At 74.3% G+C, this 26,709-nt stretch carries 27 protein-coding genes and 1 pseudogene; 24 read left to right on the forward strand and 4 right to left on the reverse strand.

The features are described from left to right. The first annotated feature begins 52 nt into the window (after positions 1–52). From C5N14_RS26100 to C5N14_RS26115, 4 genes are all read left to right on the forward strand, one after another. A complete protein-coding gene (locus tag C5N14_RS26100) occupies positions 53–1,036 on the forward strand; it encodes an AAA family ATPase (protein ID WP_117671671.1) in 984 nt (327 codons plus the stop codon). Between the two features lie 217 nt (positions 1,037–1,253). After that, on the forward strand, positions 1,254–1,814 hold the full coding sequence (gene def / locus C5N14_RS26105; RefSeq protein WP_117671673.1) for a peptide deformylase: 561 nt from the start codon (positions 1,254–1,256) through the stop codon (positions 1,812–1,814). A gap of 5 nt (positions 1,815–1,819) precedes the next feature. Further along, positions 1,820–2,746, forward strand: coding sequence for a methionyl-tRNA formyltransferase (gene fmt / locus C5N14_RS26110; protein WP_117671769.1), 927 nt, complete (start codon positions 1,820–1,822; stop codon positions 2,744–2,746). Then, entirely contained in the window at positions 2,743–4,281 is a 1,539-nt protein-coding gene (locus tag C5N14_RS26115; protein ID WP_117671675.1) for an RsmB/NOP family class I SAM-dependent RNA methyltransferase, read from the forward strand. Before fmt ends, C5N14_RS26115 begins: the two co-directional genes overlap by 4 nt. A gap of 81 nt (positions 4,282–4,362) precedes the next feature. Here the strand turns inward: C5N14_RS26115 and C5N14_RS26120 are convergent, their stop codons facing one another. After that, positions 4,363–5,250, reverse strand: a complete 888-nt coding sequence (locus tag C5N14_RS26120; protein ID WP_117671771.1) for a septum formation family protein — start codon at positions 5,248–5,250, stop codon at positions 4,363–4,365. A 263-nt stretch (positions 5,251–5,513) separates the two neighbouring features. Here C5N14_RS26120 and rpe point away from each other — a divergent pair, with 263 nt between their 5' ends. The 7 genes from rpe to ribH all read left to right on the forward strand — a co-directional run bounded on the left by rpe (position 5,514) and on the right by ribH (position 11,698). Continuing rightward, positions 5,514–6,194: a ribulose-phosphate 3-epimerase gene (gene rpe, locus C5N14_RS26125; RefSeq protein WP_117671677.1), complete on the forward strand. Its 681-nt coding sequence runs from the start codon at positions 5,514–5,516 to the stop codon at positions 6,192–6,194. Between the two features lies 1 nt (position 6,195). Further along, a complete protein-coding gene (locus C5N14_RS26130) occupies positions 6,196–7,152 on the forward strand; it encodes a response regulator (RefSeq protein ID WP_117671679.1) in 957 nt (318 codons plus the stop codon). A 405-nt stretch (positions 7,153–7,557) separates the two neighbouring features. Next, positions 7,558–8,619: a bifunctional diaminohydroxyphosphoribosylaminopyrimidine deaminase/5-amino-6-(5-phosphoribosylamino)uracil reductase RibD gene (gene ribD / locus C5N14_RS26135; protein WP_117671681.1), complete on the forward strand. Its 1,062-nt coding sequence runs from the start codon at positions 7,558–7,560 to the stop codon at positions 8,617–8,619. A gap of 1 nt (position 8,620) precedes the next feature. Continuing rightward, positions 8,621–9,235, forward strand: a complete 615-nt coding sequence (locus C5N14_RS26140) for a riboflavin synthase (protein ID WP_117671682.1) — start codon at positions 8,621–8,623, stop codon at positions 9,233–9,235. Further along, a complete protein-coding gene (gene pnuC / locus C5N14_RS26145) occupies positions 9,232–9,933 on the forward strand; it encodes a nicotinamide riboside transporter PnuC (protein WP_117671684.1) in 702 nt (233 codons plus the stop codon). Before C5N14_RS26140 ends, pnuC begins: the two co-directional genes overlap by 4 nt. Then, a complete protein-coding gene (locus C5N14_RS26150; protein WP_117671686.1) occupies positions 9,930–11,195 on the forward strand; it encodes a bifunctional 3,4-dihydroxy-2-butanone-4-phosphate synthase/GTP cyclohydrolase II in 1,266 nt (421 codons plus the stop codon). Before pnuC ends, C5N14_RS26150 begins: the two co-directional genes overlap by 4 nt. 2 nt (positions 11,196–11,197) lie before the next feature. After that, on the forward strand, positions 11,198–11,698 hold the full coding sequence (gene ribH / locus C5N14_RS26155; RefSeq protein ID WP_117671688.1) for a 6,7-dimethyl-8-ribityllumazine synthase: 501 nt from the start codon (positions 11,198–11,200) through the stop codon (positions 11,696–11,698). Between the two features lie 101 nt (positions 11,699–11,799). On the opposite strand, the pseudogene C5N14_RS26160 reads toward ribH, so the two are convergent. Then, positions 11,800–11,940 (reverse strand): annotated as a pseudogene (locus C5N14_RS26160) (amino acid ABC transporter substrate-binding protein); the annotation flags it as partial. A gap of 133 nt (positions 11,941–12,073) precedes the next feature. Between C5N14_RS26160 and C5N14_RS26165 the strand changes: the two are divergent. The 10 genes from C5N14_RS26165 (at position 12,074) to pheT (ending at position 21,376) form a co-directional block, all read left to right on the forward strand. Continuing rightward, a complete protein-coding gene (locus tag C5N14_RS26165) occupies positions 12,074–12,337 on the forward strand; it encodes a phosphoribosyl-ATP diphosphatase (RefSeq protein WP_117671690.1) in 264 nt (87 codons plus the stop codon). 47 nt (positions 12,338–12,384) lie between these two features. Then, a complete protein-coding gene (hisG, locus tag C5N14_RS26170) occupies positions 12,385–13,230 on the forward strand; it encodes an ATP phosphoribosyltransferase (protein ID WP_117671692.1) in 846 nt (281 codons plus the stop codon). Continuing rightward, complete coding sequence (locus tag C5N14_RS26175) at positions 13,227–14,264, forward strand: DMT family transporter (protein ID WP_117671694.1); 1,038 nt, start codon at positions 13,227–13,229, stop codon at positions 14,262–14,264. Before hisG ends, C5N14_RS26175 begins: the two co-directional genes overlap by 4 nt. A 160-nt stretch (positions 14,265–14,424) precedes the next feature. After that, entirely contained in the window at positions 14,425–14,886 is a 462-nt protein-coding gene (locus tag C5N14_RS26180; protein WP_117671696.1) for a PH domain-containing protein, read from the forward strand. Positions 14,887–15,286: 400 nt separating this feature from the next. Next, a complete protein-coding gene (gene infC, locus C5N14_RS26185; protein ID WP_117671698.1) occupies positions 15,287–15,937 on the forward strand; it encodes a translation initiation factor IF-3 in 651 nt (216 codons plus the stop codon). A gap of 19 nt (positions 15,938–15,956) precedes the next feature. Continuing rightward, positions 15,957–16,151, forward strand: a complete 195-nt coding sequence (gene rpmI, locus C5N14_RS26190; protein WP_026267805.1) for a 50S ribosomal protein L35 — start codon at positions 15,957–15,959, stop codon at positions 16,149–16,151. Between the two features lie 33 nt (positions 16,152–16,184). Beyond that, entirely contained in the window at positions 16,185–16,577 is a 393-nt protein-coding gene (gene rplT / locus C5N14_RS26195) for a 50S ribosomal protein L20 (RefSeq protein WP_117671700.1), read from the forward strand. Positions 16,578–16,660: 83 nt separating this feature from the next. Then, positions 16,661–17,458: an RNA methyltransferase gene (locus C5N14_RS26200; RefSeq protein ID WP_117671702.1), complete on the forward strand. Its 798-nt coding sequence runs from the start codon at positions 16,661–16,663 to the stop codon at positions 17,456–17,458. Positions 17,459–17,707: 249 nt separating this feature from the next. After that, on the forward strand, positions 17,708–18,787 hold the full coding sequence (pheS, locus tag C5N14_RS26205; RefSeq protein ID WP_117671704.1) for a phenylalanine--tRNA ligase subunit alpha: 1,080 nt from the start codon (positions 17,708–17,710) through the stop codon (positions 18,785–18,787). Positions 18,788–18,826: 39 nt separating this feature from the next. Further along, complete coding sequence (gene pheT, locus C5N14_RS26210) at positions 18,827–21,376, forward strand: phenylalanine--tRNA ligase subunit beta (protein ID WP_117671706.1); 2,550 nt, start codon at positions 18,827–18,829, stop codon at positions 21,374–21,376. 41 nt (positions 21,377–21,417) lie between these two features. On the opposite strand, the gene C5N14_RS26215 is transcribed toward pheT, so the two are convergent. Then, on the reverse strand, positions 21,418–22,305 hold the full coding sequence (locus C5N14_RS26215) for a Crp/Fnr family transcriptional regulator (protein WP_243640037.1): 888 nt from the start codon (positions 22,303–22,305) through the stop codon (positions 21,418–21,420). A gap of 156 nt (positions 22,306–22,461) precedes the next feature. On the opposite strand from C5N14_RS26215, the gene C5N14_RS26220 reads away from it, so the two are divergent. The 3 genes from C5N14_RS26220 to C5N14_RS26230 all read left to right on the forward strand — a co-directional run bounded on the left by C5N14_RS26220 (position 22,462) and on the right by C5N14_RS26230 (position 26,428). Beyond that, positions 22,462–23,325 carry a hypothetical protein gene (locus C5N14_RS26220; RefSeq protein ID WP_243640039.1) on the forward strand — a complete coding sequence of 288 codons (864 nt, stop codon included), beginning with the start codon at positions 22,462–22,464 and terminating at the stop codon, positions 23,323–23,325. A gap of 80 nt (positions 23,326–23,405) precedes the next feature. Next, complete coding sequence (locus tag C5N14_RS26225; protein ID WP_128763662.1) at positions 23,406–25,604, forward strand: hypothetical protein; 2,199 nt, start codon at positions 23,406–23,408, stop codon at positions 25,602–25,604. Next, positions 25,601–26,428 carry a hypothetical protein gene (locus C5N14_RS26230; protein ID WP_243640041.1) on the forward strand — a complete coding sequence of 276 codons (828 nt, stop codon included), beginning with the start codon at positions 25,601–25,603 and terminating at the stop codon, positions 26,426–26,428. Before C5N14_RS26225 ends, C5N14_RS26230 begins: the two co-directional genes overlap by 4 nt. Before the next feature lie 93 nt (positions 26,429–26,521). Here the strand turns inward: C5N14_RS26230 and C5N14_RS33840 are convergent, their stop codons facing one another. Then, entirely contained in the window at positions 26,522–26,656 is a 135-nt protein-coding gene (locus C5N14_RS33840) for a hypothetical protein (protein WP_256371555.1), read from the reverse strand. Between the last annotated feature and the right edge of the window lie 53 nt (positions 26,657–26,709).

The following is a 26,709-nucleotide window of genomic DNA, read 5'->3' on the forward strand; positions in this document are numbered from 1 at the left end:
CCGACGTCAAGTCGATGATGTCAGTCAGCCGGTGATCAGGGGTGGACCAGTCGTGACCGTTCGTCAATCGATCGTCTTCAACGGCGACCTCGGCAGCGGCAAGAGCACCGTCTCCGTGGAGATCGCCAAGCGGCTGGGGCTGCGCCGGGTCAGCGTGGGCGACCTCTATCGCCAGATGGCCCAGGAACGGCAGATGACCGCGCTCCAGCTCAACCTGCACGCCGAGCTGGACCAGGCCGTCGACGGCTACGTCGACCAGCTCCAGCAGGACATCGCCGCCTCCGGCGAGAGCCTGGTGATGGACTCCCGGCTGGCCTGGCACTTCTTCACCGACGCGCTCAAGGTGCACATGATCACCGAGCCGACCGAGGCGGCCCGCCGGGTGCTGGCCCGCCCCTCCGGCCCGGCCGAGAGCTACGCCTCCCTGGAGGAGGCGAAGGCCAAGCTGCACGAGCGCAGCGAGAGCGAGCGGGGCCGGTTCGTCGTCCGCTACGGCGTCGACAAGGCCCGACTGCGCAACTACGACCTGATCTGCGACTCCACCCGGGCCACCCCGGCGCAGGTGATCAGCCACATCATCGACGTGTACGAGGGCCGGCTCGGCGCCGACGTGCTCCGTGACGCCCCGCCGCTGCTGCTGCTCGACCCGGCCCGGGTCTACCCGACGGAGGACGTCGGCACGCTGCGCGGGCTGTGGGACGCCGGGTTCGTCGGCGAGGTCGCCGACGGCGGCGACGAGGCGCTGGAGCCGCTGACCATCGGTTACTCCGGGGAGTACTTCTTCGTCGTCGACGGCCACCGCCGGCTCAGCGCGGCCCTGCAGAACGGGTTCCCGCTGGTCCCCGCCCGGCTGGTCGCCGAGGTGGAGGAGCCGGTGGTCGGTGGGATGAGCGCGGTGGACTACTTCACCGCCCAGGTCCGCCCCGGCACGGTGTACGACTGGGAGGCGGCCCACAAGATCCAGCTTCCGCTGCCGGAGCACTGCCTGCGCGCCGGGGAAACCGTGCTCGCCGGCGACCCCGCCCCGGGCGCCTGACGGCCGTCCCGCCCCTGTCGCGCCGGCTCCCGGGGCCGGCGCGGGCCGCCGGGCCCGAGCGCCGCGCCCGGCTGACCCGGCGCGGCTGCGCCACCCTGCCCGTCACCCTGCGCGACGGGTCCCCGGCCACCGATCGCGGTACGCCGGCCGGCGCCACCGAACGCACTCCGTAGACTGGTACGGCCCGACCGCCGTCCGACCGAAGGAGCCACCCCGAGTGACCGTCCAGCCCATCCGTCTGTTCGGGGACCCGGTGCTGCGCACACCGGCCGATCCGGTGGTCGACTTCGACGCCGAGCTGCGCAAGCTCGTCGCCGACCTGACCGACACGATGCGCGAGCAGAACGGCGCCGGCCTCGCCGCGCCCCAGCTCGGAGTGGGCCTGCGGGTGTTCGCCTTCGACGTCGACGACGTGCTCGGCCACCTGGTCAACCCGGTGCTGGAGTTCCCGGACGCCGAGGAACAGGACGGCCCCGAGGGCTGCCTGTCCATCCCCGGGCTGTACTTCGACACCAAGCGCCGGCAGAACGTGATCGCCAAGGGCTTCAACGGCTACGGCGACCCGGTGCAGATCGTCGGCACCGGCCTGATGGCCCGCTGCGTCCAGCACGAGACCGACCACCTCGACGGCGTGCTCTTCGTCGACCGGCTGGACCCGGCCGGCCGCAAGGAGGCGATGAAGGCGATCCGCCAGGCGGACTGGTACGACCCGGCCACCCCGCCGACGGTCAAGCTCAACCCGCACACCGCCGACAGCCCCTTCGGCCTGGGTCGGTGACGCCGGTGCGTCTCGTCTTCGCCGGCACCCCGGCCGTCGCCGTCCCCGCCCTGGCCGCCGTCGCGGCCTCCGACCACGAGCTGGTCGCCGTCGTCACCCGTCCCGACGCCCCCGCCGGCCGGGGCCGGGGCCTGGTCCGCTCGCCCGTCGGCGCGTGGGCCGACGAGCACGGTGTCGAGGTGCTCACCCCGGCCCGCCCGCGCGAGCCGGAGTTCCTCGACCGGCTGCGCGAGCTGGCCCCCGACTGCGTCCCGGTGGTCGCGTACGGGGCGCTGGTGCCCCCGGCCGCGCTGGAGATCCCCCGGTACGGCTGGGTCAACCTGCACTTCTCGCTGCTGCCCGCGTGGCGTGGCGCGGCCCCGGTCCAGCACGCCGTGCTGCACGGCGACGAGCTGACCGGCGCGAGCGTCTTCGAGCTGGAGGAGGGGCTGGACACCGGCCCGGTCTACGGCACCCTCACCGACGAGATCCGCCCCACCGACACCTCCGGCGACCTGCTGGAGCGGCTCGCCCACTCCGGCGCCGGCCTGCTGGTGGCCGTCCTCGACGCGATCGCGGCGGGCACCGGCCGGGCCGAGCCGCAGCCGGCCGACGGGGTGTCGCTCGCGCCGAAGCTGACCGTCGAGGACGCCCGGGTGCGCTGGGGCGACCCCGCGTTCGCGGTGGACCGGCGGGTCCGCGCGTGCACCCCGGCCCCCGGCCCGTGGACCACGTTCCGCGGCGAGCGGGTCAAGCTCGGCCCGGTCGTCCCGGTGGCGGACGGCCCCGAGCTGAGGCCGGGCGAGCTGCTGGTGGAGAAGTCCCGGGTGCTGGCCGGTACGGCCACCGTCCCGGTGGCCCTCGGCGAGGTACGGGCGGCCGGCAAGAAGGCCATGCCGGCGAGCGACTGGGCGCGCGGCGCCCGGGTCGCCGCCGGGGAGGAACTCGCGTGACCGGGCCGACGGAACGGCCCGGGCGACGGTACGACGAGCAGCGCGACCCGCGCCCCGACCGGCGTCCCGAGCGGTCGTCGGGCGGCCCGCGGGGCGACCGGCCCGGCTACGGTGACCGGTCGGCCCGGGGCGGTCGGGGCGGCGAGGACCGGCGGGGCGGCGGGCGGCCGGCGCGGCCCACCGTGGACCTGCCCCGGCACGTCGCGTACCAGGCCGTCGCGGCGGTGCACCGGGACGACGCGTACGCCAACCTGGTGCTGCCGGCGCTGCTGCGCGAGGAGGGGCTGACCGGCCGGGACGCCGCCTTCGCCACCGAGCTGACCTACGGCTCGCTGCGGCACACCGGCACCATCGACGCGATCCTCACCGACGCGGCCGGCCGGGACGTGGCCCGGATCGACCCGCCGGTGCGCGACGCGTTGCGGCTGGGCGCGTACCAGCTCCTGCACACCCGGGTCCCGGCGCACGCGGCGGTCTCCTCGACGGTCGACCTGGTCCGCACCGTCGGTATCAGCGCCACCGGCTTCGCCAACGCGGTGCTGCGCGAGGTGGCCGGCCGGGACGCCGACGCCTGGGTGGCGAAGCTCGCCCCGGCGTTCGAGGCCGACCCGATCGGGCACCTGGCCCTGGCCTACAGCCACCCGCAGTGGATCGTGCGGGCGTTCGCCGAGGCGCTCGGCGGCGACCTGGGCGAGACCACCCGCCTCCTGATCGAGGACAACGAGCGCCCGCCGGTGCACCTGTGCGCCCGGCCGGGCCTGGCCGATCCGGTCGAGCTGGCCGACGAGGTCGGCGGCGCCCCCGGGGCGTTCTCCCCGTACGCGGTCTACCTCGGCGGCGGCGCCCCCGGCGAGCTGCGGGCACTGGCCGAGGGCCGGGCACACGTCCAGGACGAGGGCTCCCAGCTGGTGGCCAACGCCCTGGCGGTCGCCCCGCTGGACGGCCCGGACGGCCACTGGCTGGACCTGTGCGCCGGCCCCGGCGGGAAGTCCGGGCTGCTCGGGGCGCTCGCCGCCCAGCGCGGTGCCCGGCTGACCGCCGTCGAGGTCTCCGAGCACCGGGCCCGGCTGGTCACCCAGGCCACCCGAGGGCTGCCGGTCGACGTGCTGCACACCGACGGCCGCACCGTCGGCGCCGATCCGGAGCTGCCGGAGGGGCACTTCGACCGGGTGCTGGTCGACGCCCCGTGCACCGGGCTGGGCGCGTTGCGCCGCCGGCCGGAGGCCCGCTGGCGTAAGCAGCCGTCGGACCTGCCGCCGCTGACCCGGTTGCAGCGGGAACTGCTGGTGGCGGCGCTGCGGGCGGCCCGCCCAGGCGGCCTGGTGGCCTACGTGACCTGCTCCCCGCACACCGTGGAGACGCACGTGACGGTGACCGAGGCGGCCCGCCGTGCCGGGGTGCCGGCGGACTTCGTCGACGCCCGGCCGCTGCTGCCGGCCGGGATGCCGGGGCTGGGCGACGGGCCGTCGGTGCAGTTGTGGCCGCACCGGCACGGCACCGACGCGATGTTCCTCGCCGTGCTGCGCCGGGGCTGAGCGACGCGAGAAACGCAGGGGGGCGGCCGGACCGGCCGCCCCCCTGCGCGCGTCAGCTCCCCGCCGTCCCGGCGGGTCGGGTCACCGGACCGGCAGGCCCCTGGGCCCGGCGCCCTTCACCGAGCGGGTGAGGTTGCGGTCGGCCCAGAGGAAGCACTGCACCCCCCGGTTGCCGTCCTTCCACTCCTCCTCGACGGGGTGGTAGAAGATCGTCCCCGCCCGGTACTGCAGGTCGCTGTTGTCGGGCACCTTGGCGTACGAGGCGATCAGGGACCGGCACCCCCGGTGGATGCGCAGCCGGTTCTTGTCGATCTGGTTGTAGGCCACGTCCGGGGCCCGGTAGACCCCGACGAACTCGACCCGGTGCTTGCTGGTGCACGGGGTGACGGCCATCGACTTGACGACGTTCTTGACGATCTTCGGGTTGAAGCAGCGGTGGACCAGGGTGGAGTTCCCCGTCAACGCGCCCTTGAGGCTGCCGCTGCGCGGCACGACGCTGGAGTCGTCGACGCTCTCCACCTCGTTGAGGTCGCAGCGGAACCACCGCGCCCCGCCCGCCCACGCCTGCTGGGACGGGAAGACCGTGGACAGGAACAGCCGGCCCGAGCGCCAGCTGGCGCCGACGGCCTTGTCGACCTCCCGGTCGCACTCGGCGCGGGCGGTCCTCATCCCCGCCGATCCGGCGGCCGGGGGAGCGCTCAGCTCGGCCGGCGGGCCGGTCAGCGTGCCGACGTGGATGGTCTCCACCCGGTGGGTCGTACCGCAGTCCACCGGGTGGTAACTGCTGAGGTAGCCGACGTCGGACGACGCGGTGTGGCAGGCCCCGGCGGCCGGCACGAACTGCGTCGGCGCGGCCATCGCCCGCCAGTCGTCGGCGAGGTCACCGTCCACCCCGGAGGGTGTGCCGCAGGCCGCCAGCGCCACCGCCGCGCCCGCGCCCACGGCGATCGCCGTCCACCATCGCCGCATCCGTCCGACCTCCCCGTCGCCGGTGGTCGCGGTCACCGGCCTCCGTCGCCGATCGCGCCACGGTGCGGGAGCATACGGCACCGGCGCTCGTCCCGCGTGGACTCTCGCCGCGTTTCGGTCGATCGACGGGCGCGGCTGCCTGGCCCTCCGGGATCTTCCGCCGGTCCGGGCGAATCCGCACCGGCAGTCACGGCCGAATCACAGCGCGTCCCACGTGGTGCCGCGCTGGGGGCGGCGCACGAGCGCATTCGTACACTGGCCCGGTGACCGTACCGCTGCCGATCGTCGCGCCCAGCATCCTCGCCGCCGATTTCGCCCGCCTGGCCGAGGAGGTCCGTGCCGTCGAGGGCGCCGCGGACTGGCTGCACGTCGATGTCATGGACAACCACTTCGTGCCGAACCTGACCATCGGGCTGCCCGTCGTGCAGAGCCTGCGCGCGGCGACCGAGCTGCCGTTCGACGTGCACCTGATGATCACCGACCCGGGCCGCTGGGCCCCCGGGTACGCCGACGCGGGAGCGTACAACGTCACGTTCCACGCCGAGGCGTGCGACAACCCGGTGGCGCTGGCGAAGGACCTGCGGGCGGCCGGGGCGAAGGCCGGGCTGGCCATCGACCGGGACACCCCGATCGAGCCGTACCTGGAGCTGCTGCCCAGCTTCGACACGCTGCTGATCATGACGATCAAGGCCGGCTTCGGCGGGCAGCGGTTCCTCCCGGAGCTGCTGGACAAGGTGCGCGCCGCCCGGCGGCACGTCGACGCGGGCCACCTGGAGCTGCGCATCGAGGTCGACGGCGGGATCGCCGCGGACACCATCGAGCAGGCCGCCGCCGCCGGTGCGGACGCCTTCGTCGCCGGCACCGCGGTCTACGGCGCCGACGACCCGGCCGAGGCGGTCCGCCGCCTGCGGGGCCTGGCGGAGCGCGCGGCCCCCGGGGCCTGAGGTGGAGCCGGCCGAGGAGCGACCCGACGTCATCCTGGTCGTCGACGACGACGCCGACATCGCCCGGTTCGTCGAGTTCAACCTGCGGCTGCACGGCTTCGAGGTGATCCATGCCGGCGACGGCCAGGAGGCGCTCGAGGTGATCGAGCGGCAGCGGCCGGACCTGGCGGTGGTCGACCTGATGATGCCGCGCATCGACGGGCTGGAGCTGACCCGGCGGCTGCGCGCCGACCCGATGACCTCCGCGCTGCCGGTGATCATGCTGACCGCCAAGGGGATGACCGTGGACAAGGTCCACGGGCTCAGCGCCGGCGCCGACGACTACCTGGTCAAGCCCTTCGACACCGCCGAACTGGTGGCCCGGGTCAGCTCCACCCTGCGGCGCAACAAGGAGTTCCGCGAGGTCTCCCCGCTGACCGGCCTGCCCGGCAACTCCCGGATCCGCCGGGAGATCACCGACCGGGTACGCAACGGCGTCGACTACGCGGTCGGCTACGTCGACATCGACCGGTTCAAGAGCGTCAACGACCGGTACGGCTTCGTCCGGGGTGACGAGTTCATCTCGGCGCTGGCCCGCAGCCTGCACCGGGCGGTCGTCGCGATCGGGCTGCCGCCGGCCTTCCTCGGCCACGTCGGCGGCGACGACTTCGTCATCGTCTGCACCCCCGAGCAGGTCCGGCCGCTGACCTCCCGGGCGGTGGTCGACTTCGAGACCGCCGCCGACCGGCTCTACGACCAGTCCGACGCCGAACGCGGCTACGTCGAGCTGAAGGACCGCCGGGGCAACATCCGGCGCGCGGCGCTGGTCACCCTGTCGATCGGGGTGTCCGTCTCCGACTCCGGCAAGCGGCTCACCAACCCGCAGGAGGCGATCGCGGTCGCCTCCGAGATGAAGTCCGTGGCCAAGAGCCAGCCCGGTTCGTACGTGGCGGTCGACCGGCGACGCAGCGTTTCTTGAATATTGCCCACCTCTGTGAGGTAGCTCCCCCGAGGGCAGACGCGCGGCGCGTGCCGTGCCACACTTCTGGGGTACCCACCACGCGCTGGCGGGACTCGGTGTAATTCCGAACCGGCGGTGATCCACGGTGTGACCGTGGTAAGCCCGCGACCCGGACGGCGACAGCCGCCCGGTGGACCTGGTGAGATTCCGGGGCCGACGGTTGGGGGCGGGCCAGCCCACCCCCAGACAGTCCGGATGGGAGACAGCGCGCGGGACGGGGCGGGCCCTGCCGGCCGCTGACTCAGCGCTGTCCGGGCTCTCCCGGGGCCGGCTCCGCCGTTCCCGGAATCCGCCGCCGCCTGCCCGTACCCTCCCGACCCGCCCGCGCGCGGACCGGCGAGCGAGAGGGCAGGGCAAGGGGCGATGGCCAGCGGCTCCGTGGACGAGGCGATGCGTCGGGCGATCGCGCTCGCCGCCCGTGGGCTCGGCACGGCCAGCCCCAACCCGGTGGTCGGCTGCGTGTTGCTCGATCCGGACGGCGAGGTCGTCGGGGAGGGATTCCACGCGTACGCGGGCGGACCGCACGCCGAGATCGTCGCGCTCGCCCAGGCCGGCCTGCGGGCCCGGGGCGGCACCGCCGTGGTCACCCTGGAACCCTGCGACCACACCGGCCGCACCGGCCCGTGCAGCCACGCCCTGATCGCCGCCGGCGTCGCCCGGGTGGTCGTCGCCGTGCCCGACCCCGACCCGGTCGCGGCCGGCGGCGCCGCCACCCTGCGCGCCGCCGGCCTCCAGGTCGAGTTCGGGGTACGCGCCGCCGAGGCCGAGGCCGGGAACGTCGCCTGGCTCACCTCGGTGCGCCGGGGCCGGCCGTACGTGATCTGGAAGTTCGCCGCCACCCTCGACGGGCGCTCCGCCGCCGCCGACGGCACCAGCATGTGGATCACCTCGGAGGCCGCCCGGGCCGACGTGCACGCGCTGCGCGGCACGGTCGACGCGGTGATCGCCGGGGTGGGCACCGTCCTCGCCGACGACCCCCGGCTCACCGTGCGCAACCCGCGCGACGGCACCCCGGCCATCCGGCAGCCGCTGCGGGTCGTGGTGGACAGCCTCGGGCGTACCCCCGCCGGGGCCCAGGTCCGCGACGGCGCCGCCCCGACGTGGATCGCCACCGCCGCGCAGGTCGGCGCCGGCCCGGACGGCCGGGTCGACCTGCCGGCGCTGCTGGCCGAGCTGCACCGCCGGGGGGTGCGGGCCGCGCTGCTGGAGGGCGGCCCCAGCCTGGCCGGCGCGTTCCTCGCCGCCGGCCTGGTCGACCGGGTCGTCGGGTACGTCGCGCCGCGGCTGCTCGGCGCCGGGCCGACCGCGCTGGCCGACGCCGGGGTGACGACCATCGCCGACGCCATCGACCTGGAACTCACCGACGTCACGCAGGTCGGTCCCGACCTGCGGATCACCGCGTTGCCCCGGAAGAGGGAGGGCTGACATGTTCACCGGCATCGTCGAGGAGCTGGGTGAGGTCGTCGCAGTGACCGAGACCGGGGGTGACTCGGCACTGGTCGCCGTCCGTGGCCCGCTGGTCACCGCCGACGCCCGGCACGGCGACTCCATCGCGGTCAACGGGGTCTGTCTCACCGTGGTCGACGTCGACGCCGGGGTCTTCACCGCCGACGTGATGGGGGAGACGCTGCGCCGTTCCGCCCTCGGCGGGCTGGGCCCCGGCGTCCCGGTCAACCTGGAACGCGCCGCCGCGCTGAACAGCCGGCTCGGCGGGCACATCGTGCAGGGCCACGTCGACGGGGTCGGCGAGGTGCTGTCCCGGGAGCCGGCCGAGCAGTGGGAGACGGTCCGCTTCCGCCTGCCCGCCACCCTGGCCCGGTACGTGGTGGAGAAGGGCTCGATCACCATCGACGGGGTGTCGCTGACGGTGGCCGACGTCGGGCCAGACTGGTTCTCCGTCGGGCTGATTCCCACCACCCTCAAGCTGACCACCCTCGGCGCCCGCGCCGTCGGTGACCCGGTCAACCTGGAGGTGGACGTGCTGGCCAAGTACGTCGAGCGGCTGCTCGGCGACCGGGCCGCGGGTGGTGGCGGGCGGTGACCGGCCCGCTCGGCTGGCTGCTCGACGCCCAGTTGCCCGTCGCCGGCTCCCCGGTGCTGGTGCGGGAGATCGTCGGCAACGTCTTCGGTCTGGCTTCGGCGCTGCTCGGCCTGCGCCGCGTGGTCTGGGCGTGGCCGGTCGGCATGGTCGGCAACGCGCTGCTGCTGACCGTGTTCCTCGGCGGGGTGTTCGTCACCCCGCAGGCGCACGACCTCTACGGCCAGGCCGGCCGGCAGGTGTTCTTCTTCGCCGTCAGCCTCTATGGCTGGTGGCGCTGGTCGCGCAACCGCCGCCTCGGCGTCGACGGCGACCACGCCCCGGTCGCGCCGCGCTGGGCCACCGGCCGGGAACGACTCGGCCTGCTGGTGGCCGCCGCCGTCGGCACCGCCGTCGGGTACCCGGTGCTGGCCGCGCTCGGCTCCTGGGGGCCGCTGCCGGACGCCTGGATCCTCACCGGCAGCCTGCTGGCCACCTACGGCATGGCCCGCGGCTGGGTGGAGTTCTGGCTGGTCTGGATCGCGGTGGACGCCGTCGGCGTGCCGCTGCTGCTGCGCGGCGGGTTCTACCCGTCCGCCGCCATGTACCTCGTCTACGGCGCCTTCTGCGCCTGGGGCTTCGCCGCCTGGTGGCGTGCCTCACGCGTCACCCGCCCGACCCGGGCCCCGCTCCCGCCCAGCTACTCGGAGGCCGTCGCATGAGCACTTTCGCCAGCATCGAGCAGGCGGTGGCGGACATCGCCGCCGGCCGGCCCGTCGTCGTGGTCGACGACGCGGACCGGGAGAACGAGGGTGACCTGATCTTCGCGGCCGAGCTGGCCACCCCGGAACTGGTCGCGTTCATGGTCCGCTACACCTCGGGCTACATCTGCGTGCCGCTCACCGAGGGCGAGTGCGACCGGCTGGACCTGCCGCCGATGCACCACACCAACCAGGACCGGCGGGGCACCGCGTACACGGTGACCGTGGACGCCCGGGAGGGCGTCAGCACGGGCATCTCGGCGGCCGACCGGGCGCACACCATCCGGCTGCTGGCCGACCCGTCCACCGACCCGACCGATCTGGCCCGGCCCGGGCACGTGGTGCCGTTGCGGGCCCGCGAGGGCGGGGTGCTGCGCCGGCCCGGGCACACCGAGGCGGCGATCGACCTGACCCGGCTGGCCGGGCTGCGGCCCGCCGGCGTGCTCTGCGAACTGGTCAACGACGACGGCACCATGATGCGCGTGCCCGACCTGGAGAAGTTCTGCGCCGAGCACGGCCTGACCCTGGTGACCATCGCCGACCTGGTGGCGCACCGGCGGCGCACCGAGAAGCAGGTGGAGCAGGTGGCGGCGGCCCGGATGCCCACCCCGTACGGGGTGTTCCGGGCGCTGGGGTACCGCGCCGAGCACGACCCGGCCGAGCACATCGCCCTCGTCATCGGGGAACTCGGCGACGGGGAGGACGTGCTCGTCCGGGTGCACTCGGAGTGCCTCACCGGCGACGTGTTCGGCTCGCTGCGCTGCGACTGCGGCCCGCAGTTGCAGGCCGCGCTGGCCCGGGTCGCCACGGAGGGCCGCGGGGTGGTGCTCTACGTGCGCGGGCACGAGGGGCGCGGGATCGGGCTGCTGCACAAGCTCCAGGCGTACCAGTTGCAGGACCTGGGCCGCGACACCGTGGACGCGAACCTCGACCTGGGCCTGCCGGCCGACGCCCGGGACTACGGCACGGGCGCGCAGGTCCTCTACGACCTGGGCGTTCGCTCGATGCGGCTGCTGACCAACAACCCGGCCAAGCGGGCCGGGCTGGAGGGGTACGGCCTGACCGTCACCGGCCGGGAGGGGCTGCCGGTGCAGCCGCACCCGGAGAACGTCCGCTACCTGCGCACGAAGCGCGACCGGATGGGCCACCTGTTGGACGAGTTGGACGGGGTGACCGAGGCGCCGATGGGCCGCCCGGTCGCCAGCGACGAGATCGGAGCATAGCCATGGCGGGATTCGGTGAACCCGGGGTGACGGTGGTGGACGCCGCCGGGATGACGGTCGGCATCGTCGCCGCGCGCTGGCACGGCGAGCTGACCGACCACATGGTCGACCGGGCGGTCGCCGCCGCCGAGGCGTGCGGCGCCCGCGCCGTGGTGGCCCGGGTGGCCGGTTCGGTGGAGCTGCCGGTGGTCGCCCAGGCGATGGCCCGCCGCTTCGACGTGGTGGTCGCCCTCGGCGTGGTGGTGCGCGGCGCCACCGCCCACTTCGACTACGTCTGCCGGTCGGTCACCGACGGGCTGACCCGGGTCGCCCTCGACGAGGGCAAGCCGGTCGCGCACGGGGTGCTCACGGTGGAGACCATCGAGCAGGCCCGGGACCGGGCCGGGCTGCCCGGGTCGGCGGAGGACAAGGGCTGGGCGGCCACGGTGGCGGCGCTGGACGCGGCGCTGGCCGTACGCGGCCTGGACGCCGCGGCCGGGCACCGGGTCGGCTTCGGCCACTGACGCCCGTCCCGCGCCGGCCGGGCCGGGGCACGATGTCACTGACATCGCGTGTCCCGGCCCGCCCGATCCCGCGAGGTCAGTGACGTGGTGCCGCGGCGGCCGATCTTCGTGTCGGTGAGTTCCGCGCCGGTGATGTAGAAGGCGGTCGGCAGCTCCACCACGAGGCCGTCGATCTGCCCGTTCTGCAGGGCCTTCTTGGCGTCGTCGTCGCTGTTGTAGACCGCCGGTTCGACGGTCGGCTTGTCGGCCCTGGCGTACCCGAGCTTCTCCGCCACGGCGTACACCACCGGTCGGCCCGCGCCGGCGGGTCGGCCACCGCACCGGCGGGGACCCGCTGCGCGCCCCGGCGGGCCGGTGCTGGAAGAATCGCATCCCGTGAAGACGTTCGAGGAGTTGTTCGCCGAGCTGCAGGCCAAGGCCGCCGCCGGCACCCCCGGCTCGGGCACGGTGGCCGCGCTGGAGAAGGGGGTGCACTTCATCGGCAAGAAGGTCGTCGAGGAGGCGGCCGAGTCGTGGATGGCCGCCGAGCACGAGGGCCCGGAGCGGGCGGCCGAGGAGATCTCCCAGCTGCTCTACCAGGCGCAGGTGCTGATGCTGGCCGCCGGTATCGAACTGAAGGACGTCTACCGACATCTGTGAGTGCCCCGTCCGTTGATCTTCTCCACCGATCGAAGGAGCACTCCGTCATGCTGCGTGTCGCCATTCCGAACAAGGGCACCCTGGCCGAGCCGGCCGCCCAGATGCTGCGCGAGGCCGGTTACCGGCAGCGCCGCGACCCCAAGGACCTGGTCTGCCGGGACGAGGCCAACGACGTCGAATTCTTCTACCTGCGCCCCCGCGACATCGCCACCTACGTCGGCTCCGGTGACCTGGACCTCGGCATCACCGGCCGGGACCTGCTGGTCGACTCCGGTGCCCCGGCCGAGGAGGTGGTCGACCTCGCCTTCGGCGGGGCCACCTTCCGGTTCGCCGCCCGCCCCGACACCATCGCCTCGCCCAAGGAGCTGGGCGGGCACCGGATCGCCACCGCGTACCCCGGGGTGGTCCACCGCTACCTCGACGAGCACGGGCTGACCGCCGACGTCATCCGGCTCGACGGCGCGGTCGAGAACGCCGTCCGCCTCGGCGTGGCCGACGTGGTGGCCGACGTGGTCTCCACCGGGGCGACCCTGCGCCAGGCCGGCCTGGCGATCGTCGGCGACCCGCTGCTGGTCTCCTCGGCGGTGCTGGTCCGTCGGGTCGAGGCCCCCGGGCACGCCCAGGAGGCGCAGCTGCTGCGCCGGCTGCACGGGGTGCTGGTCGCCCGCCGCTACGTGATGCTCGCGTACGACGTGCCGGCCGGGCTGCTCGACCGGGCCAGCTCGCTCACCCCCGGCATCGAGTCACCCACCGTCTCGCCGCTGCACCGCGAGGGCTGGGTCGCGGTCCAGGCGATGGTGCAGCGCGACGACGTGCACCGGATCATGGACGAGCTGTACGAGCTGGGCGCGCGCGCCATCCTGGTCACCAACATCCACGCCTGCCGGCTGTGAGACCGCTGCCCCCGGCGGCCGCCCTCGCCCTGGTGGTGCTGGCCGGGGCGGCCTCCGCGGCACAGGGAGCCGGCAACGCCGAGCTGGGGGAGCGGGCCGGCGATCCGGTGCTCGGCGCGCTGGTCAACAACCTCGGCGGCTGCCTGGTGGTCCTCGTGGGCCTGCTCGGCCTGCGGTCCACCCGGGCCGGGCTCGACGCGCTGCGCCGGGCCCGGCTGCCGTGGTGGTCGTACCTCGGTGGGCTGGGCGGCGCGGTGATCGTGACGGTCGCCGCGTACGTCGTCCCGGTGCTCGGGATCGCGGTGTTCACCATCGCCCAGGTGGCCGGGGGCAGCCTCGGCGGCCTTGCGGCGGACCGGGCCGGGCTGGCCCCGCTCGGGCGGCTGCGGCTGACCGGTCCCCGGGTCACCGGCGCGCTGCTCGGCGTGCTCGCTGTCGCCCTGGCCCAGCTCGGCCGGCCGATCGGTGAGGTGGCCGTCGGCGGGATCCTGCTCGCCGTCGCGGGCGGGGCGGCGGTCGCCCTCCAGTCCGCGCTCAACGGTCGGGTCTCCGCCGCCGGCACCACCACCGCCGGCATCGCGATCAACTTCGCCGTGGGCACCCCGGTCATCGTGGCGGTGGCCGCGCTCGCCGGTGCCTTCACCGGCCTCGCGCCGACCTGGCCGCACGACTGGTACCTGTACCTCGGCGGCCTGCTCGGCGTCGGCATCGTGTTCGCCCTGATGCTCGGGGTCCGGGCGGTCGGGGTGCTGCGCACCGGGCTGGCCCTGGTCGCCGGCCAGCTCGGTGGCGCCCTGCTGCTGGACGTCGCACTGCCGGGCGGGGCGGGGCCGCGGTGGCCGGTGCTGGTCGGCGCCCTGCTCACCCTGCTGGCGGTGGTGGTCGCCGGCCGCGGCATCCGGCCACCGACTCCGGTTGCCCCGGCCGGTCCGGCCGCTCCGGTTGTCCCGCCGTCCCGGGCGGACCCGGGATCCCTGGCGGGTCCGTCGGCCCCGATGCGCCCGGGGGTCTCCTGGGGTCCGGGCGACGACTGAACGGCGGATGGTCAACTCCATGTCACTGACTTGGGGCGATCGACAGAGGTGGACGCCCCGATGTCAACGACATGGAGTTGATCTCGCCTGGGCTGGGCTGGGGACGGTGCTCACGTGTGGCGGTGGGCGGGCCGGCGGAGTCGGATGGCAGACTGGTGGGGTGAGCGATACCGAACCGGTGATCCTGCGGCCCCGCCGGATCCGGCTGGTCTGCTGGGTGTCGGCCGCCGCCCTGCTGGTGGTGTTCAGCCTGGTGGCCACCTCGTTGACCGGCCCCACCGGCGAGGGTTACGGCACCTTCCAGCGCGGCGACCAGCTAGCCATGATCGGCCTGGGCGTCTTCGGCGCGCTCGGCATCCTGCTGTTCACCCGGCCCCGGGTGGAGGCGCACGCGCGCGGAGTGCGGGTGCGTAACGTGATCGGCTCGTACGAGCTGCCCTGGGAGGTCGTCCGGGGGGTGCGCTTCGACCGGGGCGCGCCGTGGGCGAGCCTGGAGCTGCACGACGACGACCTGCTGCCGATGGTGGCCCTCCAGGCGGCCGACAAGGAGTCGGCGGTCGAGGGGGTCCGCGCCCTGCGCCGGCTGCACCAGGCCCACCTCGCGGCCCTGGCCGCCCGCTGAGCCGCCGCGTCCCGGGCCGGCCGCCGCCGCGTTCCGGGCCGGTTTCACCGGGGCTGGCCCGATGCGGGCTGACCTGCGTGCGCGGTTTGGGGTCGGATCGGGTGAGGGTGTAGTGTTGCTGAGTCGACCAGACTGCCTGTGTCTCTACGTGCGGGCGGTCTAGAAGCGGAGCGCCTGCTCCCACCCGAGTCGCCCCAGTCGGTGGCCGGGTCCGGTCACCGGTTCCGGGCACACCCCGGGCCCGGATGCGCGATCATTTGATCGTGCCGACCGGTCGAGCGGGCCCTGGCATGCGCCGGGGCCTTCTGCTTTCCGGATCGGCCTCCACCACGGGGGCCGCGGAGTCGGCCACCAGAGGAGAGACTCGACTCGAGGAGGCCCCATCAGCGTCGAACCACGCGTGAACGAGCAGATCCGGGCACGTGAGGTCCGACTGGTCGGCCCCGAGGGTGAGCAGGTGGGCATCGTCCCGCTGGAGCGCGCCCTTCAGCTGGCCGCGGACGTCGATCTGGACCTGGTCGAGGTTGCGCCGATGGCGCGCCCGCCGGTGTGCAAGCTCATGGACTTCGGCAAGTTCAAGTACGAGAGCGCACTCAAGGCGCGCGAAGCGCGGCGTAACCAGCAGCAGACCGTCATCAAGGAGATGAAGCTCCGGCCGAAGATCGACCCGCACGACTACGAGACCAAGAAGGGTCACGTGGTGCGGTTCCTCAAGGCCGGCGACAAGGTCAAGGTGACGATCATGTTCCGCGGTCGGGAGCAGAGCCGCCCGGAGCTGGGTTACCGGCTCCTGCGCCGGCTCGAGTCCGAGATCACGGAGCTGGGATACGTCGAGGCCGCTCCGAAGCAGGACGGCCGAAACATGATCATGGTTCTCGCTCCGCACCGGGCCGTCAAGGCCTCCGCGGTCGCCGCGACGGCGTCCCGCGGCGCACCCCGGGACCGGGTCGCGGACGAGTCCGCCGCTCCGGCAGCCGGTGAAACCGCGGCAGCCGGCGAGACCGCAGCGGCCGGCGAGACCGGCGCAGTCGCCGACAACACCGGCGAGTAACAGGGGAGAAGACGTTTCAATGCCGAAGATGAAGAGCCACACGGGCATGGGCAAGCGGGTCAAGGTGACCGGCAAGGGCAAGATCGTTGCCCAGCAGGCCGGCCTCCGCCACAACCTGGAGAAGAAGCCCTCCACCCAGACCCGGCGGCTGACCGGCACGGTCGAGCTGGCCAAGGCTGACGTCAAGCGAATCAAGAAGCTGCTCGGCCGCTGACGCGCGCCACCTTCACGGATACAAGGAGTTGAGATGGCACGCGTCAAGCGGGCTGTGAACGCCCAGAAGAAGCGTCGTACCCTGCTGGAGTCCGCGAGCGGTTACCGCGGTCAGCGCTCCCGGCTGTACCGCAAGGCCAAGGAGCAGGTGCTGCACTCGATGCAGTACGCCTACCGGGACCGTCGCGACCGCAAGGGCGACTTCCGGCAGCTGTGGATCACCCGGATCAACGCGGGTGCCCGCGCCAACGGGATGACCTACAACCGGCTGATCCAGGGCCTGCGCCTGGCCGGCGTCGAGGTCGACCGGAAGATCCTGGCCGACCTGGCCGTCAACGACGCCACCGCGTTCGCCGCGATCGTCGAGGTCGCCCGCGTCGCCGTGGCGGCCGAGGGCACCGGTGGCGCGGCGGCCCAGGCCGCCTGATCCGCCAGCACCCGACCGAGGCGCCCCCCGTGTCGTCCACGACGCGCGGCGGGCGCCTCGGCCGTGCTCCGGAGCCGGACACCATGCCCTTCACCCCACGTACCCCCAGGGTCGTCGCCGCCCGCCGGCTGCACCGGCGCCGCGACCGTGACGCCGGCGGCCGGTTCCTCGCCGAGGGGCCGCAGGCCGTCCGGGAGGCCCTCGCCCGCCCCGGCACCGTCGTCGAGCTGTTCGGCACCCCGGCCGCCCTCGACCGGTACGCCGACCTGGCCGCCCACGCCGCCCGCGTCGACGTGCCGGTGTCCGAGGTCACCGACGACGCCCTCGCCGCGCTCGCCGAGACCGTCGCCCCGCAGGGCCTGGTCGCCGTCTGCCGGCACCTGGACGTGCCGCTGGACGACGCGCTCGCCGCCGCCCCCCGACTGGTGGCGGTGCTCGCCGAGATCCGTGACCCGGGCAACGCCGGCACCGTGCTGCGCACCGCCGACGCCGCCGGAGCCGGAGCCGTGGTCTTCGCCGGCGACGCGGTCGACCCGTACAACGGCAAGTGCGTGCGAGCCTCGGCCGGCAGCCTCTTCCACGTCGACGTGGTCCGCGCGCCGGACCCCCTCGCCGTGGTCGCCGCGCTGCACGCCGCCGGGCTCTCGGTTCTCGCCACCACCGGGTACGGCGACAGCGACCTCGACGACCTGGCCGACGCCGGCCGGCTGGCCACCCCGACCGCCTGGCTGTTCGGCTCGGAGGCGCACGGGCTGCCCGAGGAGCTGACCGCCGCCGCCGACGCCCGGGTGCGGGTGCCGCTGCACGGGCGCGCCGAGAGCCTCAACCTGGCTGCGGCTGCCGCCGTGTGCCTGTACGCTTCAGCGAGAGCGCTGCGCTGACGTCCGAGCGTGTCCGCACCCGGTGTCGGGCGCCCGGTCGGCGGCGCGGCCCCACCGCAGGGGAGTCGTCCACATGATGAACGCGCCACGGCGTTCGTTTAGCCAGCCCGCCGGTGTCGGCGGGCGGCGGGCCTGACCCTTCCCCCTGCGCGACCTCCCACCGGCGGGCTGCGGCACAGCCGCGCGTCCGTAGACTCGCTTCGCCGCCCGTGCAGGGCCGGCGCCGCCGTGAGGGAGTGCCCGTACGCCATGACCTATCGCAACGATCCGTACGACCCGAAGCAGGTCGCCCTGCTCGACCCGGACGCCCTGGCCGGGGCCGTGGCCGACGCCGAGCAGGCGTTCGCCGCCGCCGCCGACCCCGACGCGCTGACCGCGCTGCGACCCGCGCACCTCGGTGACCGGTCCCCGGTCTCGCTGGCCCGCCGGGAGATCGGCGCGCTGCCGCCGGCCGCCAAGTCCGACGCCGGCAAGCGGGTCAACGAGGCCCGCCGGGCGATCGAGGCCGGCTACGCCGCCCGCGCCGAGGTCCTCGAACGCGAGCAGGCCGAGCGGGTGCTGGTCACCGAGCGGGTCGACGTCACGCTGCCCTACGACCGCCGGCCGCGCGGCGCCCGGCACCCGCTGAGCACGCTGATGGAGCAGATCAGCGACCTGTTCGTCGGGATGGGCTACGAGGTGGCCGAGGGGCCCGAGGTCGAGCTGGAGTGGACCAACTTCGACGCCCTCAACATCCCCGCCGACCACCCGGCGCGCGGCCTGATGGACACCTTCCACATCGCACCGCCGCCGGGCGCGGAGAGCTCCGGGCTGGTGCTGCGCACCCACACCTCCCCGGTGCAGGCGCGCACCATGCTGACCCGCAGGCCGCCGATCTACGTGGTGGTGCCCGGCCGGGTGTACCGCACCGACGAGCTGGACGCCACCCACGCCCCCGTGTTCCACCAGGTCGAGGGCCTGGTGGTGGACCGCGGCATCACCATGGCGCACCTGCGCGGCACCCTCGACCACTTCGCCCGGGCCATGTTCGGCGAGGGCGCGAAGACCCGCTGGCGGCCGCACTACTTCCCGTTCACCGAGCCGTCCGCCGAGTTCGACGTGTGGTTCCCGGAGCACCGCGACGGGCCGCGCTGGGTCGAGTGGGGCGGCTGCGGCATGGTCAACCCCCGGGTGCTGCGCGCCTGCGGGATCGACCCGGAGGTCTACTCCGGATTCGCCTTCGGCATGGGCATCGACCGGACCGTGATGTTCCGCCACGGGGTCAGCGACATGCGGGACATGGCCGAGGGCGACGTGCGGTTCACCCGCGCGTTCGGGGCCGGGGCGTAGACGGTGCGGGCACGAGTTACGGAGACGGTGATCTGAGACATGCGAGTTTCTGTCAGCTGGCTGCGGGAGTACGTCGACCTCCCGGCCGACCTGCCCGCCGATGACCTGGAGCAAGCGCTGGTCGACCTCGGCATCGAGGTCGAGTCGATCGTGGACCTGCGGGCCACGGTCACCGGCGCCCTGGTCGTCGGCGAGGTCCTGGAGATCGAGGAGCTCACCGGCTTCAAGAAGCCGATCCGGTTCTGCCGGGTCGACGTCGGCGCTGCCAACGGCACCGGCGAGCCGCAGGAGATCGTCTGCGGGGCTCGCAACTTCGCCCCCGGCGACCGGGTGGTGGTGATCCTCCCCGGCGGCGTGCTGCCCGGCGGCTTCGCCATCGGCGCGCGCAAGACGTACGGGCGTAACTCCCACGGCATGATCTGCTCCGCCAAGGAGCTGGGCCTGGGCGACGACCACTCGGGCATCATCGTGCTGCCCGAGGACGTCAAGGCCCTGCCCGGCGACGACGCCCGCCCGGTGGTCGGGCTCGACGACGTGGTCGTCGAGGTGGAGATCACTCCGGACCGGGGGTACGCCCTGAGCGTCCGCGGCATCGCCCGGGAGTTGGCGCACGCCCTCGGGGTGCCGTTCCGCGACCCGGGCCTGGCGCCCGCCCCGGCCGGGACGGCCGAGCCGGCGTACCCGGTCGAGGTGCGCGACACCGTCGGCTGCGACCGGTTCGTCGCCCGGATGGTGCGCGGGGTCGACCCGAAGGCGTCGACCCCGGGCTGGATGCGGCAGCGGCTCACCGTGGCCGGCGTCCGCAGCATCTCGCTGGCGGTCGACGTCACCAACTACGTGATGCTCGAACTGGGCCAGCCGATGCACGCCTTCGACGCCGACCGGATCTCCGGGCCGCTGGTGGTGCGCCGGGCCGAGGCGGGGGAGAAGCTGACCACCCTGGACGGGGTGGCCCGCACCCTGACCGCCGAGGACATGGTGATCTGCGACGACAGCGGGCCCATCTCGCTCGCCGCCGTGATGGGCGGCGAGACCAGCGAGGTCCTCGCCTCCACCACCGACGTGCTGTTCGAGGCCGCGCACTGGGACCCGGTGATGGTCGGGCGCACCGCCCGCCGGCACAAGCTGTTCAGCGAGGCGGCGAAGCGCTGGGAGCGGGGCGTCGACCCGGCCCTGGCGCTGGTCGCCGTCGAGCGGGCGGTCCGGCTGCTCACCGAGCACGCCGGCGGCATCGCCGGGGCGGAGATCCTCGACCTGGACCACGTCCGGCCGCGTACCCCGGTCGTCCTGCCGGCGGACCTGCCGAGCCGGCGGGTCGGGGTCACCTACTCCCCGGAGCGGGTGGTGTCCCTGCTGGAGCAGGTCGGTTGCCACGTCACCCGGGGCACCGACCGGCTGGGCGAGGACCCGGGCGCCGCCGGGACCCCGGCGGCCGGCGGCGCGGACGTGCTCACCGTCGTCCCGCCGACCTGGCGTCCGGACCTCACCGACCCGGCCGACCTGGTCGAGGAGGTGGTCCGCCTCGACGGGTACGACCGGGTCCCGTCGGTGCTGCCCACCGCGCCGCCCGGCCGGGGGCTGACCTGGCAGCAGCGCCGCCGCCGGGCCGTGGCCCGCTCGCTCGCCGAGCGCGGGTACGTCGAGGTGCTCGCCCACCCGTTCGTCGCCGGTGAGCTGGCCGACCTGCTCGGCCTGCCGGCCGACGACCCGCGTCGGCCGGCGGTGCGGGTGGCCAACCCGCTGTCGGAGGAGGAGCCGCTGCTGCGCACCACGCTGCTCGGCCCGCTGCTCGGCATCCTCAAGCGCAACCTCGGCCGGGGCCACCGCGACGTCGCCCTCTACGAGATCGGCACGGTCTTCCACCCACGCCCCGGCGTCGGCGCCCCGCCCGCGATGGGCGTGGACCGGCGGCCCACCGACGCCGAGTTCGCCGCCGCCGACGCGGTCGTGCCCGACCAGCCCCGGCACGTCGCCGCGGTGCTGACCGGGGACGTCGAGCCGGCCGGCTGGTGGGGCGCCGGCCGGCCGGCCGGCTGGGCGGACGCGGTCGAGGCCGGCCGGGTTGTGCTCGCCGCCGCCGACGTCCCCGCCGACCGGGTCGAGGTGCGGGCCGCCGAGTACGCACCCTGGCACCCCGGCCGCTGCGCCGAGCTGCTGGTCGACGGGACCGTCGTCGGGCACGCCGGTGAGCTGCACCCGGCCGTGGTGGCCGCGCTGGAACTGCCCCGGCGCACCAGCGCCATGGAGCTGGACCTGGACGCGCTGCCGCCCGCCCCGGTTGCCCCGGCCCCGACGGTCTCCGGCTTCCCGCCGGCACTGATCGACGTGGCCCTCGTCGTGGACGAGCGGGTGCCCGCCGCCGAGGTGCAGCGGGCCCTCGTCGAGGGGGCCGGCGAGCTGCTGGAGGGCGTCCGGCTGTTCGACGTCTACGCCTCCGAGCAGCTCGGCGCGGGACGCCGGTCGCTGGCGTACAAGCTGACCTTCCGCGCCCCCGACCGGACGCTGACGGTCGAGGAGGCGGTGGCGGCCCGCGACGCGGCGGTGGCCCGGGCGGCGGAGCGCTTCGGCGCCACCCTGCGCGGCGCCTGAGGTGCGACCAGGGGTCCCGTCCCACCGGGACGGGGCCCCTGTCAGCCTTCCTCCGGCTCTAGCTCACCGAGAGCGCGCAGCCCGGGCAGGTCGCGGACGGTGATCCGCCGGTAGTCGGTGTCCAGCAGGCCGTCAGCCCGCAGCTCGCGCAGCGTCTTCTGGACCGACGTCTCCGCCGCCCCGCAGATGGTGGCCAGCTCCGGCTGGGTGAGCCGCACGTCGATGACCACCCCGTCCCAGCTGCGCCGGCCGTGGGTGCGGCACAGCTCAGCGAGCACCCGGGCCACCCTGACCTTCACCGCGTACGAGGTGAAGTCGATCCGGCGCCGGTTCGACCAGCGCAGCCGGTCGGACACCATCGCCGCAAGCTCGACCGCCGCCTGCGGGTGCTCCCGCAGGAACCGGCTGAACCGCTCCCGCGGGATGACGCTGTAGCGGGTGGGTCCGCAGGTGGTCACCGTCGCCGACCGGGGCTTGTCGTTGAGGGCAGACATCTCGCCCATCAGGTCGCCGCTCACCCGCAGCGACAGCAGCGCGGAGCGCCCGTCGGGCAGGCTCGCCGTCACCTTGGTCAACCCGTCCTCTAGCAGCACCAGGTGCGACTCTTGGACGCCCTCGTGAATCAGGATCTGCCCGGTCGGGACCTGGCGCCGTACGCCCAGGTCGAGCAGGAGCGAGCGGACCGGCGGGTCCAGCCGCCAGAGGAAGGTCCCGTACGGCCACTCGACTCCGGACAGATCACGGCGCCGCATCGACAACCTCACCCTCCCCTTGCCACTGAAACCGTCGAAGCGTAGCCGGTCATGCGCGTAGCGCGATGCCCCTGCCCGGAGCAGGGCGGCCGCCACCGCCTGGAGGGCCAACGCCGCCAGCACCTCGACGGGCGACCAGCCGGCGGCCAGCAGCAGCCCGGTCACGTCGTTCGTCATGTCCCCAGGACACCCCGCCCCGCTCCCGTGGATACCGCCTCTTGAGGGGATGACCGGTGACCGACAGGATCGGCGGAATGCCGTACTTCTACGGGGTCCCGGCCGGCCAGCGCCGGTTCGATGTCCCCTGCGGCCCGCCGGACGGAGGCGGGCCCGGTGACGGAAGGGCGGCACCCCATGCACCATCCCGAGCGGCGACTGTTGATCTCCGTGGACATGGAGCGGTACAGCCGACGCAGCAACCTTCAGCAGTTCGATGCCCAGCAGGACTTCCGGCGGCTGCTACATGAGGCCGCCCGCGACGTCGGACTGGACCGGGTGGCCTGGAGCACGCAGCAGGCCGGCGACGGGGAACTGGCAATCCTGCCCCGGGACGCTCCCGAGGCGCGTGTGATCGGTCGGTTTGTGCCGGAGCTGAACCGGCGGCTGCGGGCGTACAACGCCAGCAGGGTGCCCGCGGCGCGGATCCGGCTGCGGATCGCCGTCCACCAGGGATTGGTGCACCTCGACGGCGCGAACGGCTTTCCCGGCAACGCCGTCGTGTTCGTCTGCCGGCTCTGCGACGCCGCCCCGGTCAAGCGGGCGCTGGCCGCCTTCCCCGACGCGGGCGTCGCACTGGTCGTCTCGGCCGAGATCTTCCGGGACGTGGTGACCGAGTACCCGGAGGAGATGCGCCCGGAGCGGTTCCGCCGGGTGCGAGTCAGCCACCCCGACAAGGGCTTCGAGGAGCATGCCTGGTGCTGCGTGGTCGACGAGGACCTGTCGTCCGCGCCACCGCTGGCCGGGGAAGGACCGGCGGGGCTGCGACCGCCGGGGGACCCGGACGACGGGCCGGCCCCGACTCCGGCGCCGCCCGGAGCGGACCGCCCCGGTGCCGGTCACCCCGCGGGGCCGGGGAACGGTGGCATCCAGACCGGCGATGTCCGGGTGCGCGGTCAGAACGCGATCGGTCCGAACGCGACGGCGATCGGCTCGGTCGGTCGGGACGCGATCGTCGGCCGCGACGGGGGTGGGCGGTGAACGGGGCGGGGCACCGGTCCGGCGACCCGGGGGACCGGTCCGATAACGCCCCGGCCGGGCCCGACAGCGGCCCTGACGACGTGCCGGCCCGTGTTGGCGAGGCGTGGCCGGGCGGCCCGGACGACGGGTGGTCGGGGTCCCCAGCGGAGGCGGGGAACTCCGACGACGAGGATCCGGCCGACGAGGCGGAGGAACCGGAGGATTCGCTGGATCCGGGGGACATCATCGCCAGGCTGGCGTCCCTGCTCGGTGCCCCGCCCGCGATCGGCGTCGGCGACGTGCGGGTACGCGGGCAGAACGCCACCGGGCCCGGAGCGACCGCGATCGGCACGGTGCACATCACCACGGCGGCGGTGGCCGGTGGTAGCCGAACCTGGTCGGAGACGTTCACCGGAACCTGGGTCCGCCAGCTGGCCGATGGCTATGCCCCAGGGCCGAGCGACGAGCGGATCGACCGGCACCTCAAGCAGCGCCACCTGGTCTGCCTGTCCGGGCCGGCGGGTGCCGGCCGGCACACCGCGGCGTGCCTGGCCGCAGGCCGCCGGCACGGGTTCGACCGTGTCGGCGTGCTCGACGCGGAGCAGCTGAGCGACCTGCTGCGCCCCGACGCGCCGGTGCGGGAGGGCTTTGGCTACGTGCTGCAACTCTCCGATCCCGCCGTCCGGGAGCTGGACGGGATGACCCTGGTGGGCCTGGCCGCCCGCGCGGAGACGATCGGGATCACTCTGATCCTGGTCGGCGACTTCGGCCGCCGCGACCACGAGCTCGCGGGGCACCTGGTCGAGCACCGGCCGGCTGCGGCGGTGGACGTGTTTCGCGCGCAGTTGCGCCGCCAGTTGAGGGGCCGCTGCGTCGGTTGGTGCGCATCGTGTGCGGGAGACTGTGTCGACGCCTACGTCGAGGACGAGTGCGTCACGCATCCGCTGCTCTCGGCCCACTTGGCCGCCGAGCCCCGGCCGGGCGAGGTGGTTCGCCTGGTGGAGCTGATCGCGCAGGCCGCGCCGCGGGGTTCGGATCTCACCGAGCGGCTGGAGCGTTTGCTGCCCCGCCAGTTGCGGGAGCGGGCGGCGCGGATCCTCGCGGCCGACGATCTCGGCGGCGACGGGCCGGCCGGCTGGGGCGTCGGCCAGCGCCGGGCGTTCCGGCTGTCCTGCGCCGTGCTCGCCGGGCAGCCGGTGGCCGAGATCCGGGCCGCCGCCGGGCAGCTGGCCCTTCCTGGCTCGGCGGACGCCTTCGCGGACGCACCGTCCACCGGCGTCGCGGGTGGGGGACTCGACGTGATGCTCGGCCCGACGCTGCGGCAGGCGGTCCTGGTGGTTGACGACGACCGGCTGCCGGGCGGGCGGCGGATCGATTTCGCTGCGGGCAACGAGCAGTTGCGGGCCAGCCTTCTGGAGGTCGCCTGGTCGGACTGGTGGCTGCCAGAGCAGTTGCTCGGCTGGCTGGCCGACCTCGTACGGACCGGCGCGCCCGGTGTCCGCCAGTCCGCCGCAGGGGCGATCGGGTGGTCCGCGGACCATGGGGTGCTCGCCGCGCTGCGCACGGTGGACCAGTTGGCCAGGGAGCGCCGCGCCGGGGTGCGGCAGTCCGCCGCCATCGCGCTGGTCGCCATGGCCATGCAGCCGCAGTTGCGGCAGCGGGTCCGGGCGGAGCTGGACCGCTGGGCGGCGGGCGGGGCCGCGCACCTGCAGGACACCGTCGCGCGGGCGTACGCGCTGGGCCTCGCCCGGCTCTGGCCGGACGCAGCGCTTGTGCAGCTGCGCCACGTCGCCGAGGCGCGGATGCAGCGGCGGCACAACTCGGTGGTGCGCGGCCTGGTCGAGGTGTACGTCGCCGGACACGCGGCGAGCGTGCTGCCGGCCCTGGTCGAATGGACCGCGTCGACAGACCCCGAGGTGCGGCTGCATGCCGGACGCGCGCTGCGGGTGCTCGCCGACCGGTGGGCCCCGGCGCCCCGCGAGCACTGGCCCGAACTACTCCACCTGGTATGCGCCGGCACGGTCCGGATGACTGACCTGGCCGCCTGCTGGGTTGCGGCGCTCAGTCTCCCGGCGACTGCGTACCGCTCGTGGCGGACGCTCGGCTTTTGGCTGAACCGGGCTTACGGCCAGCCCGAGGTGGCGGCCCACTGCCTGGAACTGCTCGGCCTGGTGGTGGCGGGCCGGGAGCCGTTGCGCCGCCGGTTGGACCACCAGCTCCGGCACGTCTGGGAACCCCTCATGCCCCACAACGCCTTGCTCGACGACGTACGCCGACTCACCGACGAGGATCACCGATGAGCACTCACCCCGATGCGAACCGTGGCACCCGACTGTCCGCGCCGAGCCAGCTAGAGCACCGCCGCTGGTGGCACACCCTCTTCCCGCCCGTAGAACCGGCCCTCGTGGCCTCCCCGCCACCGCTGACGCCGCCGACCGTGTCGTTCCGCCAGGACGTGCCGCAGCCGATCCTGGTGCCAGCGAAGGGGGACGCCTTCGACTTCCGCCTGCACGTCGTCTACCTGTGGAGAGCGCAGCACATGACCTTCGAGGAGCTGCGCTTCCGTGCCGAACGCTATCTGGGCTGGGCTGGCGGGATCGTTCGGGAGCGGGCCGTCGACCTGGCGCGTGAGCATGAGCCGCACCGCTCGCACGAACTGGAGCGGGCGCTGAACAACCGGCTGGTGGGCCAGCGCTGGCCCCGCGACGAGAGCCTGCCCCACTTTGGCGTGCAGGTGCGGGTCAGCCCCGACGAGCGGGTCCGGGAACGGCTTCGGCCGTACTGGGAGGAGCGGATCAAGCTGGAGTGCGACCACGAACTGCAGAAGATCCGGGCCCGCCAGGCCGACGACCTGACCCGCCGGTGGTGCGCGGTGTTGCAGGCCCTGGAGGACGACCCGGTCACCGCGCACGCGGCGCGGCTGACGGGAGAGCAGTTCGCCGAGGTCTTCCGCCGCTACGTCGAGGAGCGCCGGGGGACGGTGCCGGAGTTGGTGACGTTGTTGCGGGAGGCGGTACGGGGGCACAACGACCTCGGCTTGGGCCCGTCGGAGTACACCCAGGCGTGGGACGCGGCGCTGCGCTCGTACGAACGGCAGCACGGGTTTGTTGAGCGGGTCAGCTGATCCAGGGCCCCTTCCTGCGGATCCGCTCCGGGAGGGACCCCTGGGTGTGCCTGCAGTGCTCCCAGCGGGCGACCGGGTTGTAACGAAGCCGGCCTACGTGTCTACCTGGTCGACGATGCCCTCGCCGGCCAGGTAGTGCGACATCCTGGCGTGGGCGCCGTGACGCGCCGCCGTGCCGGCGTCGCTCGCCCGAATCGTGACTGTAGCGGTCGGGGTGGCGATCGTCACCCCGACATGCTCATGCGATGGAGCGTATGACCTTGCAGCGTGTCAGCCTGACC

Source organism: Micromonospora sp. MW-13, from assembly GCF_003434305.1.
GTDB lineage: Bacteria > Actinomycetota > Actinomycetes > Mycobacteriales > Micromonosporaceae > Micromonospora.